This is a genomic window from Gilliamella apis, assembly GCF_002142155.1.
GTDB classification, from domain to species: domain Bacteria; phylum Pseudomonadota; class Gammaproteobacteria; order Enterobacterales; family Orbaceae; genus Gilliamella; species Gilliamella apis.
On sequence record NZ_NASD01000020.1, the window covers coordinates 1 to 12,968 of the forward strand.

Annotated in this window: 13 protein-coding genes and 1 pseudogene; 6 read left to right on the forward strand and 8 right to left on the reverse strand. The window is 33.4% G+C overall.

Translation table 11 applies throughout. The annotated features are described in order from the left end of the window. Nucleotides 1-568 precede the first annotated feature (568 nt). Nucleotides 569-937, forward strand: coding sequence for a DMT family transporter (locus B6C84_RS09070; RefSeq protein ID WP_437339744.1), 369 nt, complete (start codon nt 569-571; stop codon nt 935-937). Nucleotides 938-1,065: 128 nt separating this feature from the next. Here the strand turns inward: B6C84_RS09070 and B6C84_RS09075 are convergent, their stop codons facing one another. After that, on the reverse strand, nt 1,066-1,668 hold the full coding sequence (locus tag B6C84_RS09075; RefSeq protein WP_034902551.1) for a peroxiredoxin C: 603 nt from the start codon (nt 1,666-1,668) through the stop codon (nt 1,066-1,068). 123 nt (nt 1,669-1,791) lie between these two features. Further along, nucleotides 1,792-3,102 (reverse strand): ATP-dependent RNA helicase SrmB, encoded by a 1,311-nt coding sequence (srmB, locus tag B6C84_RS09080; RefSeq protein ID WP_086354022.1) that lies wholly within the window; start codon nt 3,100-3,102, stop codon nt 1,792-1,794. Nucleotides 3,103-3,351: 249 nt separating this feature from the next. On the opposite strand from srmB, the gene trmA reads away from it, so the two are divergent. From trmA to B6C84_RS09095, 3 genes are all read left to right on the forward strand, one after another. After that, nucleotides 3,352-4,449: a tRNA (uridine(54)-C5)-methyltransferase TrmA gene (gene trmA, locus B6C84_RS09085; RefSeq protein WP_086354023.1), complete on the forward strand. Its 1,098-nt coding sequence runs from the start codon at nt 3,352-3,354 to the stop codon at nt 4,447-4,449. Between the two features lie 360 nt (nt 4,450-4,809). Beyond that, entirely contained in the window at nt 4,810-5,496 is a 687-nt protein-coding gene (locus B6C84_RS09090; RefSeq protein WP_034902561.1) for a heavy metal response regulator transcription factor, read from the forward strand. Next, nucleotides 5,483-6,886, forward strand: a complete 1,404-nt coding sequence (locus tag B6C84_RS09095; protein ID WP_165596306.1) for a heavy metal sensor histidine kinase — start codon at nt 5,483-5,485, stop codon at nt 6,884-6,886. The genes B6C84_RS09090 and B6C84_RS09095 overlap by 14 nt, the downstream gene beginning before the upstream one ends. Here B6C84_RS09095 and B6C84_RS09100 read toward each other — a convergent pair. From B6C84_RS09100 to rfaD, 4 genes are read right to left on the reverse strand one after another with little or no spacing between them, the layout of a single operon-like run. Further along, nucleotides 6,879-7,079 (reverse strand): YaeP family protein, encoded by a 201-nt coding sequence (locus B6C84_RS09100; protein ID WP_065579167.1) that lies wholly within the window; start codon nt 7,077-7,079, stop codon nt 6,879-6,881. The genes B6C84_RS09095 and B6C84_RS09100 overlap by 8 nt on opposite strands. 37 nt (nt 7,080-7,116) lie before the next feature. Next, nucleotides 7,117-8,079, reverse strand: a complete 963-nt coding sequence (gene rfaC / locus B6C84_RS09105; RefSeq protein WP_065613176.1) for a lipopolysaccharide heptosyltransferase RfaC — start codon at nt 8,077-8,079, stop codon at nt 7,117-7,119. Between the two features lie 2 nt (nt 8,080-8,081). Further along, nucleotides 8,082-9,128, reverse strand: a complete 1,047-nt coding sequence (rfaF, locus tag B6C84_RS09110) for an ADP-heptose--LPS heptosyltransferase RfaF (protein WP_086354024.1) — start codon at nt 9,126-9,128, stop codon at nt 8,082-8,084. A 10-nt stretch (nt 9,129-9,138) separates the two neighbouring features. After that, entirely contained in the window at nt 9,139-10,065 is a 927-nt protein-coding gene (gene rfaD / locus B6C84_RS09115; protein ID WP_086320175.1) for an ADP-glyceromanno-heptose 6-epimerase, read from the reverse strand. 185 nt (nt 10,066-10,250) lie between these two features. Between rfaD and B6C84_RS09120 the strand changes: the two are divergent. Then, nucleotides 10,251-10,589 (forward strand): annotated as a pseudogene (locus tag B6C84_RS09120) (GntT/GntP/DsdX family permease); the annotation flags it as partial. A gap of 50 nt (nt 10,590-10,639) precedes the next feature. On the opposite strand, the gene cmoM reads toward B6C84_RS09120, so the two are convergent. Beyond that, nucleotides 10,640-11,416: a tRNA uridine 5-oxyacetic acid(34) methyltransferase CmoM gene (gene cmoM, locus B6C84_RS09125; protein ID WP_086320174.1), complete on the reverse strand. Its 777-nt coding sequence runs from the start codon at nt 11,414-11,416 to the stop codon at nt 10,640-10,642. A gap of 12 nt (nt 11,417-11,428) precedes the next feature. Beyond that, nucleotides 11,429-12,166 carry a 1-acylglycerol-3-phosphate O-acyltransferase gene (locus B6C84_RS09130; protein WP_065651910.1) on the reverse strand — a complete coding sequence of 246 codons (738 nt, stop codon included), beginning with the start codon at nt 12,164-12,166 and terminating at the stop codon, nt 11,429-11,431. 86 nt (nt 12,167-12,252) lie between these two features. Between B6C84_RS09130 and mnmC2 the strand changes: the two genes are divergently transcribed. Next, nucleotides 12,253-12,966 (forward strand): tRNA (5-methylaminomethyl-2-thiouridine)(34)-methyltransferase MnmC2, encoded by a 714-nt coding sequence (mnmC2, locus tag B6C84_RS09135; RefSeq protein ID WP_165754885.1) that lies wholly within the window; start codon nt 12,253-12,255, stop codon nt 12,964-12,966. The last annotated feature ends 2 nt before the right edge of the window (nt 12,967-12,968 follow it).

The following is a 12,968-nucleotide window of genomic DNA, read 5'->3' on the forward strand; positions in this document are numbered from 1 at the left end:
TTATGTAACTGATCGTTGAAATCTTTTTATTTTTCTAATATGGAATACGTCAGAATGAAAAAATAAAAAACATAATTTCAATAGTAAGTATTTTGTTTTCTTATGTTTTTTTATCTATTTAATGTTTGAGAGTCGAGGCGGATTATTAAATCCATACAATTATGGAGAGATTAATCATAAAATAATTTGGTAGATCTATTTTACGGATTCAATCTTGTTATCGTATAAATTAAAGCATTTTTAATAACAGATAGCTTGAAAACAATAAATCAAATCGAAAAAAGGTTATTAGCCTTATTATTAGAGTAAAAACTTTATGTTTGTACAATCTAAAAAGGCACTACTAAACCACTAAATTTTAGGTATAATAACTTAGTCATATAGAAATAACTGACTTTTTGTATTTATTTTTGTAAATAGTGGCAAATTGCTATTCATATTAATTGATTATTAATAGTTATCGTAAAGCCACCATTTAACACATGTAATATTTCATAAATTATTAACGATTTAACTCGCTTAATTATCTCAATTGTTCACAAAATATATCATTACAAGTCTATATTCTATTTATAAAAATTTTAACCAATTTGAGAGTAAAACTATGAACGCATATCTGCTACTTTTCGCTGCAATTATCTGTGAAGTGATTGCAACATCTTCACTCAAATTATCTAATGGATTTACTAATCTTACTTTTTCAATAATTACCATAGTTGGTTATAGTGCTTCTTTCTATATTTTATCTTTAGCTTTAAAAACGATACCTGTCGGTATTGCTTATGCGATTTGGTCGGGAATAGGGATTATCATTATTAGTTTAATCGCTTGGATTTTTTTAAAACAATCATTGGATCTTGCTGCGTTGATTGGTATGGGATTTATTATTTTTGGAGTGGTAATTATTAATCTTTTTTCAAATATTTCAGGGCATTGAGATTGATTTAAAGTCTAATGATAAAATCTATTATAAAATTTGGAGTTTTTATTAAAATAAAAAAACCGGAGTAAAACTCCGGTAAAAGTTAGAAGAAAGGTATGTAAAAATATCAACTTTGAATAAAATTAGATTTCACTTGCGTGTTGTTTTAAGTAGCTAGCAACACCATTTGGATTTGCTTGCATACCTTGCTTACCTTTAGTCCATTGAGCAGGACAAACTTCACCATGTTCTTCATGGAATTGGAAAGCATCAACAATACGTAGCATTTCATCTACGTTACGTCCAATTGGAAGATCATTGATAGTTTCATGACGAACAACGCCTGATTTATCAATAAAGAATGAAGCACGAAGTGCAACGCCTGCTTCAGGATGTTCAACACCGTAAGCTTGCATAATGCTATGTTTGATATCAGCAACGATCGGGAATTTTACTTCGCCAATACCACCTTTATCTTGTGGAGTATTGCGCCATGCATTATGGACATATTCGGAATCCATTGAAACACCAATAACTTCTACACCACGTTTTTTGAATTCTTCAAGACGGTGATCAAAAGCAATGATTTCTGATGGACATACAAAAGTAAAATCCATAGGCCAAAAGAATACTACTGCATATTTACCTTTGATATGTTCGGCTAAATTAAAATTATTTACTATTTCACCAGAACCAAGCACTGCAGATGAAGTAAAGTCTGGTGCCTTACGAGTTACTAATGTCATAAGATATCTCCTTGTGTAACTGAATTTGTAATTTGTTTGCGTTGAATTATAGCAGTATGTATCAATACGCCAAGTTGTTATCAACGATTGATTTCATAAGTTTAAACTATGATAAACAAATTATTATTCGGTTTTAATTATCGTTTTCTTTGGTTTACCCTTGTTTTTAGTATCTCGATGACGCTGTTTTACTTTTTTCTTTTTCGTATCTTCTTGTTTTTTAGCTACACTTTTTTGTTTAGCTTTCTGTGATGGTTTCTTTTTAGTCACTGGTTTTGGTGCTTTGGTTTTTGGTCGTAATTCATCAATGGTTCTTAATTTAATCGGTTCACGTATATAACGTTCAATTTTTAGTAATAACTCATTATCGTGAGCTTCAACTAACATTATTGCGGTACCTTTTTTTCCAGCACGAGCAGTACGGCCAATGCGATGTAAGTAAACATCGGCGGTTTTAGGTGCATCGAAATTGATGACATGACTTATATCGTCAATATCTATTCCTCTAGCGGCAACATCTGTTGCAACCAACACATTAACTGTGTCATTACTAATTCTTTTGATTGCTTCATTTCTTTTGGCTTGAACCATTTCGCCTTCTAGATAACAACTTTGAATACCTGCTTGATGAAGTAATGTTACTAATTCATGCACTCTTTCCCGTTTACGAACAAATACAATCGTTTTTTTCACTTCATCTTGTTTCAATAAATACGTTAATAATGCAACTTTATGGGCAAAATCATCAGCGCGATAATAAAATTGCAGAATTTTTTTTCGTTCTTTTCGCGAAGGGTCGGCATTGATTTCGACTGGTTCTTTAAGAATACGATTAGCAAAGCTATGTAATCCGTCACCTTCAAGCGTAGCTGAAAATAATAACGTCTGTTTGCGCCAACGGGTTTCAGCAGAGATAGTTTCTACATCCTGAGCAAATCCCATATCTAACATACGGTCTGCTTCGTCCAATATTAACATTTCAACTGCACGACAATCGAAGTTTTCTTCTTTAATATACTGTAATAATCGACCAGTAGTGGCTATGACAATATCTTGATTTTTACTAAATACTTCAGCATGGTTCATATAAGCAACTCCACCAGTAATCGTAGCGATACTTAAGTGAGTTGACTGCGTAAGTAATTTTGCTTGCTCAGCTATTTGGATTGCGAGTTCTCGAGTAGGGGTTAGTATCAAAACTCGTGGTGGTCCTGGTTTTCGACGAGGAAAATCAAGTAAATGTTGTACCGCTGGAATCAAAAAAGCTAAGGTTTTACCAGTTCCGGTTGGCGCCGATCCTAAAACATCCTTACCATCTAATGCTACTGGTATAGTTTGTGCTTGGATCACCGTTGGTGTATTAATATTTTGTGCTTGTAGATTGTCAATTAGGATATCGTCTAACTGTAAATCGGAAAAAGTTTGTGTAGTCATAATGCTCTTTTATCTATCATTTTGTCCCACATTATAACGGCAATCGCTATAACTACAATCTTTATCGACACGCAACTGATTTAGCTTTAAACAAGCATAAAACTGGTTTTGACGACAAATGCGGTAGATAATAAAGTCGTTACTCGCCTATAACCTTATCATAGGTTAGGGATTATGATAGAATTAAACACTTTATAAGATAGCGAGTACTATTCACACTTTATCTAAATTGATGATCGAATTATAAATATGACAGAATCTTTTTCTAACGACAAATATAACCAGCAGTTACAAAATAAAATAACCAATTTAAAAATATTATTATCTGATTTTTCATTACCCGATTTACAGGTTTTCTCTTCACCAATTAGTCACTATCGTATCCGAGCTGAATTTAGAATTTGGCACAACGGTGAGGAGCTTTATCATATTATGTATGATAAAAAAACTAAAAAAAGAGTAAGAATTGACAGTTTCCCAATTGCATCACAATTAATTAATCGTGCCATGCAAACAATTTTACCGTTACTTCAATATAATGATAAGTTGCGCCTTCAACTTTTTCAGATTGATTATTTTTCCACGTTGAGCGGCCAGTTATTAATAACACTTTTATATCATAAAAAATTAGATGACCAATGGATAATAGAAGCTGAGCGTTTAAAACAACAATTAGCTGAGCAGGGTATTATTGCCAATTTGGTAGGTCGAGCTAGTAATCAAAAAATTGCTGTAAATGTTGATTATGTCGATGAGGTTTTACCCATATTTGATAAGAACTTTAGTTATCGACAAGTAGAAAATAGTTTTACTCAACCTAATGCTGCTATCAACATTAAAATGTTGGAGTGGGCAATATCGGTTACTAAAGATTCTAAAGGTGATCTTCTAGAATTTTATTGTGGTAACGGTAATTTTTCGATTGCCTTGGCACAAAATTTTCGTAAGGTGTTAGCGACCGAGATTGCCAAAGCATCGGTCTATTCAGCGCAACATAATATCAAAATCAATAATATTGATAACTTAATTATTGCCAGATTATCGGCCGAAGAATTTACCAGTGCAATTAAAAAAGAACGACAATTTAATCGATTGCAGGGCATTAATTTAGATGATTATCAATGTCAAACCGTATTAGTCGATCCACCAAGAGCAGGATTAGATGATAATACGCTTGAGATTATCCAAAGTTATCAAAGGATTATCTATATTTCTTGTAATCCGAATACGTTAAAAAATAATTTAGAACAACTTACCAAAACGCATCATATTGAACATTTTGCCATGTTCGATCAATTTCCTTATACCGATCATATTGAAACTGGTATTGTTCTTCGTAAAAACTAATATCAAACATATTCAATTACGGTTAAATTTGCTAAAATAAAATTAGTTTTATAGTGAATTAGCCGTAATCCATAAATAAATTTACGTCAGTAAGTATTAAAGGCAAAAAAAAACCCTAGATCAACTAGGGCTGCATTAAATTGCAAGGAATGGATGAAAGGAAATAAAACAATGAAACAATACTGTCTAGCCTCATGAATCATTGTGGCGATACTATAACAAATCAAAACCGACTGATTAATGACGTTGAGGTTACAAAATAGTCATTAAATTGTCATGATGTCATTTCCCTTTTTCATATATCCTATTACTGCATTATGCAATTTCGATAACCTGATAGAACATTAAGGAATATTCAATATGAAATTGTTAGTTGTTGAAGATGAACAAAAAACAGGTGAATATCTACGCCAAGGATTAGTTGAGTCAGGATTTATTGTTGATCTCACAGATAATGGCTTAGATGGCTATCATCGCGCAATGACTGAAGATTATGATTTAATTATTCTAGATGTAATGCTCCCTGATATTGTTGGTTGGAAAATAGTTCAGTCTTTACGTGAAGCAGGTAAAGACACGCAAATTATTCTTTTAACTGCAATGGGAAGTGTTGAAGATAAAGTTAAAGGGCTCAATTTAGGCGCTGATGATTATTTAGTTAAACCATTTTCTTTTGCCGAACTATTAGCAAGAGTTAAGTCATTATTAAGACGAAATGTACCACAAGTTAATAATTATCAATTAAGTATCGCAGATCTTGTTATGGACTTACCTAAACGAACCGTAACCAGAGGTGATAAAAGAATTGATTTAACCAATAAAGAGTTTTTATTACTGGAATATTTTTTACGTTATCCTGGTGAAGTGCTCCCTAGATCACTCATCGCTTCCCAAGTATGGGATATGAATTTTGACAGTGATACCAATGTTATTGATGTAGCAATTAGGCGTTTGCGTAACAAGATCGATGCTGATTTTGAACCAAAATTGATTCATACGGTCCGAGGAATGGGATATAAATTAGATGTATTGGATGAAGAAAACTAACATCATATCATTTCGTATACCACTTATTGTATGCCTACTGACATGTGGGCTACTTTATTGTTTTAGCTATCTTATTGAACATACCTTTGAAAAAATTTCGATTCAACAAAATGTCACAGAACTGAATTCTGTCATCACCTCAATCGAGCGTGAGCTTACCTATTATTCGCCCGATGAAAACCGTGATGAATTTTTTCAAAATCTTTTACTTATTTTAACCGGTCATCATCACTTATTTGTTTATATTATTGATGATTCAGGAAAAATTGTCTATCGTACCCGAGGGCCAAATCTATCTATTGCTTTATCTCAAGAAGATTTTGATCGTTTAATTACTGAAAATAGTACTGCAATTTGGAATATTGATAAATCGTCTTATCGTATCGGAGCCTCTAGAGTACTGTTGGAGGAAGGTCGCCAATATACGACTATAGTTGCAGTAGCGCGTGATTTACAACTTGAATTTATTAAGCGATTGAGAAATGGTTTAGGTTTACTTATTGTTATTTCTTGTGTTTTGGCTTTAATAGGGTCATTAATTTCAATATATTTTACGCAAAAACCGATCAATCGTTTAATTAAAAAGATTGAAGGCATTAATATGAAAAGTTTAAATTATCGTATTTCAACCAAATCAGTACCGGTGAAATATGTTAGTTTGGTTAAAGCTTTTAATAATATGCTTCATCGAATGGAAGATGTTTTTGATCGGCAACGCAATTTTACTGCTGATATCGCTCATGAAATGCGCACGCCAATTACTAATTTAACCACACAAACGCAAATAGTATTGAATAATGCGAGGTCAACCGATGAATACCGAGAAATTTTATATTCTAATTTAGAAGAGTATGAAAAAATGTCTCAGATGATTTCTGATATGTTGTTTTTGGCTCAAGCAGATAATCATCAATTGGTTCCTAACCTCATCGATATTGATTTGCACTCGATGATCAGTTTGATGTGTGAATATTTTGAACCTCTAGCGGATGAAAAAAATATTACTTTTGATATCGAAGGTAGTTGTTCTCATATTGAAGGCGATAAAATGATGTTAGGACGAGCGATAAGTAATATCTTATCCAATGCCATTCGTTATACCCCTACAAATAAGACAATCAAAATTAGCTTGAGTCAAGTGAATCAAAAACGAATTCAAATTATTATTGCAAACCCAGGTAAAAAGATTGAAAGTCGCCATTTACCACATCTTTTTGATCGTTTCTATCGAGTCGATGAATCTCGGCATCGTAATGGTAAAGATAGCTCAGGAACAGGGATTGGTTTAGCAATCGTTAAATCTATTATCGACACGCATAAAGGTCATATTCATGTCGAATCTGATGATTTATCAACTCGATTTATTATCAAACTTCCTACCGTTATTTAACGTCAAAATCACTTATTAGTAGATTAGCTGCCGCATAGGCAGCTTTTTCTCGTAATTCAGCAGGTACTTGTTGATTATCAACTATCTCATTGAGAACTGTCATTACCGCACCTAAAGCATCATCAATATAACCTAAATCATTACTACCAATTTGTGCATATTTTTCCCGAATTAGCTCACTATATTTGTTCATTTTAATATCCTATCGATTCAAAAAATTTAAATATGATTTAAATAAATGTTATTAACTGTTGATAAACTTCGTCAGCAGTTATGGATTGCATCGTTTTATCTGTGGAAATGATGCTATGCTGGTTTTTGCCATATCCGCCAATAAGTTTCGGGTCGGTATTACCAAATAAAGTAATATTAGGTCTATCTAATGCTGCTGTTAAATGGCTTAATCCAGTATCGACGGATACTACAGCTTTGGCACCGGCAATAACCGTTGCAATTTCATTAAGAGATAATTTAGGTAATACTTCAACATGTTTGAACCCTTGAGCTAAACGTAATGCACGTTCTTGTTCATGTGGAGCTCCCCATGGAAGTTTAACTTTTAGACCAGTAGGTTCAATCAGCTCAATTAAATTACGCCATGCCGATTCAGTCCAATGTTTTTCATCACGGGTAGTTGCATGTAGGAAAATCAAATATTTTTGGTTATCAGGTGGTAATGATGTTAAAAAATGATCAGCAATAGCATAGTCACCAATCGAATCTGGTTGTGAGTAGCTAAGACTTTTAGCAAATAACATACGGACACGTTCAATGGCATGCATCTGTTTAGGAACATGATGTTTTACGTCATAAAACCAACTTGCAATTGGTTCTTTTATGCTTTGGCGATCCAAACCATGTTTGATACCTTTCGCTTTACGAGTGATTAAAAATGCACTTTTAATTAGCCCTTGAGCATCAATAATGCAATCATACTGTTGACGCTGTAAGTGTTCTATAAATTGATGGCGTTCTTGACGGATATTCTTAGCGAACCAGTTTTTTCGCCAACGTCTAATTGCAACCGGAATGACGTCATTTACTGCAAAATGCCAACTGGGAATTTGACAAAAGTTTTCTTCAACAACCCAATCAAATGTTATATCAGGTATGCAGTTAGCTGCATCAGTTAAAGCAGGTAAAGTATGCAATACATCACCCATAGATGAAGTTTTAACAATTAACACGCGCATAATTAACGGCTCTTTTCGCAGCGAACAATAAGTTTCATTAATGTTTCAAATACTAAATCTGGTTTTATATCAATAAGGCTTTGATGATATCCTTGTTCTGCATCACCTTTACGAACGCGATGATAGCCAGTGATTAAACGGATCACTTCAGCTTTATCGGATAGTGGCGGGGTAAAATCAGGACTACTTGGCCCATAAAGTGCCACTAAAGGTTTATCTAGAGCTGCAGCTACATGCATAAGCCCTGAGTCATTGGTGACGACAGCTTTACATGCTGCAATCAGATTTATTGCTTGTCCTAATTCAGTTTGTCCAGCAAGGTTAATACATTGTTGTCCATGATTCATTTTAGTAATGATTTGTTCGCCGACTATTTTATCTTTTGCTGAACCGAAAATAATAATTTTAGCATGCTGTTTTACGATTAAATCAGCTAACGCGGCATAGTGATAATCAGGCCAACGTTTGGCTGGACCAAATTCAGCACCAGGACAGAAACCGATTAAAGGCACGTCACTAGGAATATTAAACGTTGCTAATGCTTGATCTACTTCATCTTTTTCAACACTAAGCTTTGGCCACAAAATTGGTTGAGGCAGATCTTTAGCTGAATGAATATCTTGTTTAGGGTAGGCGAGAGCGACATAGCGTTCTACCATTAATGGAAAGGCTTGTTTATCCAGCACTCTTAAATCATTTAATAAGCCATAACGCATCTCACCTTTCCAACCTGTACGTTTAGCAATTTTAGCAAAAAAAGGAATAAGTGCCGATTTAAATGAATTAGGTAAGATGATTGCTTGGTCGTATTGATTATTGCGTAATTCCTTTCCTAACTGATAACGTTTGCTTAAAGCAAACTCACCATGGCTAATAGGCATAGCAATTGATTGATTTACTTCAGGCATTTTATCTAACAAAGCTCGGCACCAAGTTGGTGCCATCACATCAATTTCAATAGATGGATCTAATTGTTTTAATGTGCGATATAAGCTTTGTGACATCATCATGTCACCAACCCATGAAGGACCAATAATCAACGTTTTCATTGCGGTTCCTTTATTGTTGGTTTAACCATTGCATATATTCAGTTGTTCCTTGAGACACTGTTTTGAACTCAATAGGACAACCTGTTTTCCTGAATTTAGTTAGATCAGCTTGAGTAAAGCTTTGATAGCGTCCTTTTAAGTGTTCAGGGAATGGAATATAATCGATTTCGCCTTTGTGATGATAGTCTAATACTGCATCAGCGACCGATTGGAATGATTCAGCACGACCAGTTCCACAATTAAAAATGCCAGAAACTTTGTTTTTCCAGAACCATAAATTAACTTCAACCACATCACCAACGTAAATGAAATCACGTTTAAAATTATCACTGCCAGCAAATAATTTAGGCTTTTCTCCTTTAATTATTTGTTCATTCAAGTGGTAAGCAACGCTAGCCATGCTACCTTTATGGTTTTCACGAGGTCCATAGACATTGAAATAACGAAAACCACAAATTTGTGAACTTGCATTAGGTAAAATTTCTCGTACGTACTGGTCGAATAAAAACTTTGAATAACCATATACATTCAAAGGTTTTTCATAAACTCTATCTTCAATAAAATTGTCACTACGTCCTCCATAAGTTGCGGCGGAAGAAGCGTATAAAAAAGGAATATCAAAATCTAAACAATAATGCAGCAAATCTTTTGAATAGTTGTAATTATTTTCCATCATAAATTTGCCATCCCATTCAGTAGTAGATGAACAAGCTCCTTGATGAAAAATAACTTCAATATCCAGATTTTCACCGGAGACTATTGCTGAAATAAACTCATCTTTATCCATATAATCAGCAATATCTAAATCTGCTAAGTTGGCAAATTTAGTACCATCGGTTAAATCGTCTACTACTAAAATATCTTTTCGGCCTAACTCATTCAAACCTTTTACAATATTACTTCCAATAAAACCTGCACCGCCAGTAACAACTATCATAATGACACCTTTAACTAATAAAATTAATGGCACTATAATAACGATTTATTGGCAAATTTTCGAGTGCTCTTTTAGTTATCTTAATTTTGTTTGTTGTTACTTGATGATCATAAAATTTGATTTAGTGATATATATCTGTGATATGAATCATGCCAATAAATTGTTTTTTATTATCAATCACAGGTAAAACGGTTATTGGTTTGCCTGGTATTTTGTTACCATTGACGATTTCAACTTTGATTCGCTTAATTCAAGGTTCTGGTGTAGTTGCCATGATTACCGCAGCCAGTATTACTGCACCAATGATTGGAACATTGGGTGTAAATCCGATTATGGCAGGATTAGGCTGCTCGATTGGTTCATTTATGTTTTCTCATTTCAATGATGCTTATTTTTGGGTGGTTAATCGCTCACTAGGTGTTACTGAGGTTAAAGAACAAATTAAAGTTTGGAGTATGACAACTACCGTACTTTGGGCTGCAGGAACAGTGACATTATTAATTGTTAATGCCATTTTCTTCTAAGAAAATAGGGGAGTGTAAAGGAATATGCTTCCCCTAATCTTTTCTCTAAATTAGTTATTATTAATTTTTGCGGTAACTAAAATATACCTTGCCAAACTGAGATAGGGTTCAGTTTGGCAAAACTGTTTTTCAATTTCTAATAATTGTTCAAAATGCGTTTCGGCTTTTGACTTATTGGTTAAATAATCATGGAATATCCGAATTCCTGTTTTATTGGTGATCTCAAAATTTTGTTGGTTCAACCATTGATATACTTGATTTGGATCACGAGGATAATCGGGAGATAAGGTTTTCTTTTTACGTTTATTAAGACCGGCTTGAGTATATCCAAAATTACCTAAAGTCACTGTTTTAAATAATAGGCCGTGATAATTATAGAACATTAATGACAAATAACCATCTTGCTTAAGGTATTGTCTTAGCGACTGTATTATTTGGATTGGATCAGCTACCCATTCTAAAACGGCATGACAAATCACAATATCAAATTGTGTTTCAATAAATTGATTCAGATCTTGAATAGGGCAATGAATAAAATTTAAGCTTAGATTTTCTTGATCGGCTTGCTTTTTTGCTAATTCGAGCATTTGCTCAGAAATATCACAAACAGTAATATTATGGCCTAATCTTGCTAATCGACAAGCAATCTGACCTTGTCCACCGCCTGCATCTAAAATAGTCAATGGTTTATTTGTTGGATACCTAGCTAATATATTTTCTAGCTCTTGCCAAACGATAGCTTCTCGAATCTTGCCTTTGTTTGTGCCATAAATATTTTTAGCGAATTTATGGCTGATATCATCAAAATTACGATCGATTTTAGTCATAGTAGATAATTATTATTTTAATAATTTTTTATTTAATTTAGTCGCTTCTAAATTAATTTGGGCAATTTTTTCTGACATCAGTTGATAGCACTCTTCCATTAATATTCTAGCATCTTCTTTACGTAGATTCTTAGTTTCAATTGGCGGAAGCATTTCAACGATCATATGGCCATTATTAAGGCGGTTAAGTTTTATATTATTGGTATCTGATACGCAAATCGGCACAATAGGAACGCCAGCGGCAATAGCAGCTTTAAAAGCACCAGTTTTAAATGGTAATAATCCTCGCCCACGACTTCGGGTACCTTCGGGGAACATCCATATTGATATCCCACGTTTTTTTATTTCGTTAACAACTAGGTTAATGGTATCTCGAGCTTTTGATTTATTATTACGATCAATCAAAATATTGCCAGTGAGGTAATAAAGTTGTCCAAAAAAGGGAATAAAAGCAAGGCTTTTTTTACCCACCGTAACGGTTTTTGGTTGTACAATATCAGCGGCTACCACCATATCATAATTATTTTGGTGATTGGCGATAAATACACAACTACCTAGTTTTTCAATTTCAGGATATTTACGAGTATCAACTTTTACCCCTAATAATGGTTTAAAGAAAAAACTAAAAAGATGAGCAAATCTAGCCACATTTTTGGGATTGCGAGGATTGAATAAGCAAAATATAACCCCTAGTACACAAGTTATAATGCCAATAAATAACACAAAGATTAAACGAAAAAGAAAAACCATAATTTACCTCACAAGTTAACTTAGCGTATTATATACGTAATCTATATGAATATACAGTTTGTTAAATATCGCTTTAAAGGATGTTTATGCACGAATCAACTATCATTTGGAATGATAATCAAATTCCAATTTCCCGTTACTTTGATGATGTTTATTTTAATACTGACGGTGCAGTAGATGAAACTCGTTATGTTTTTATTGAAGGGAATTGTTTATATGACAGATTTTTACAACATCAGCAAGAGACGTTTACTATTGGTGAAACTGGTTTTGGTTCAGGTTTAAGTTTTTTAATTACTTGGCAAACGTTTAAACAATTTAGACAAAAAAATCCAAATAGTAATTTGAAAAAATTAAATTTTTTTAGTGTTGAAAAATATCCTCTATCTGCCAGCGAGATGTCAAAAATTCATAATAAAGTCATTAATCACAATGATGCATTATGGCCTCTAGCTAAGCAATTACAAGACTCTTTAAAAAGATCTGATGTTGATAGCTTAGAAGAAGCGAATTTGTTGATATGCTATGACGATATAAGCTGCTTTGCCGATTTCTTGGTTCAACAAAATAGTTTTATTGATGCATGGTTTTTTGATGGTTTTTCGCCAGCCAAAAATCCAGATATGTGGAATGAATCCCTATTTAAACATTGTTATCAATTAACAAGAGAAAAAGGAACCTTTGCAACATTTACTGCAGCAGGTTTTGTCCGACGTAATTTAATCAATGCTGGATTTAATGTCGAAAAACGTAAAGGATTTGGTCTAAAACGTGAAATGTTAATCGGCCAAAAAATCTAAAT

Coding starts and splice junctions, on each gene's coding strand:
- B6C84_RS09075 (WP_034902551.1), bottom strand. CDS start 1,668: ATGACATTAGTAACTCGTAAGGCACCAGACTTTACTTCATCTGCAGTG.
- srmB (WP_086354022.1), bottom strand. CDS start 3,102: ATGACTACACAAACTTTTTCCGATTTACAGTTAGACGATATCCTAATT.
- trmA (WP_086354023.1), top strand. CDS start 3,352: ATGACAGAATCTTTTTCTAACGACAAATATAACCAGCAGTTACAAAAT.
- B6C84_RS09090 (WP_034902561.1), top strand. CDS start 4,810: ATGAAATTGTTAGTTGTTGAAGATGAACAAAAAACAGGTGAATATCTA.
- B6C84_RS09095 (WP_165596306.1), top strand. CDS start 5,483: ATGAAGAAAACTAACATCATATCATTTCGTATACCACTTATTGTATGC.
- B6C84_RS09100 (WP_065579167.1), bottom strand. CDS start 7,079: ATGAACAAATATAGTGAGCTAATTCGGGAAAAATATGCACAAATTGGT.
- rfaC (WP_065613176.1), bottom strand. CDS start 8,079: ATGCGCGTGTTAATTGTTAAAACTTCATCTATGGGTGATGTATTGCAT.
- rfaF (WP_086354024.1), bottom strand. CDS start 9,128: ATGAAAACGTTGATTATTGGTCCTTCATGGGTTGGTGACATGATGATG.
- rfaD (WP_086320175.1), bottom strand. CDS start 10,065: ATGATAGTTGTTACTGGCGGTGCAGGTTTTATTGGAAGTAATATTGTA.
- cmoM (WP_086320174.1), bottom strand. CDS start 11,416: ATGACTAAAATCGATCGTAATTTTGATGATATCAGCCATAAATTCGCT.
- B6C84_RS09130 (WP_065651910.1), bottom strand. CDS start 12,166: ATGGTTTTTCTTTTTCGTTTAATCTTTGTGTTATTTATTGGCATTATA.
- mnmC2 (WP_165754885.1), top strand. CDS start 12,253: ATGCACGAATCAACTATCATTTGGAATGATAATCAAATTCCAATTTCC.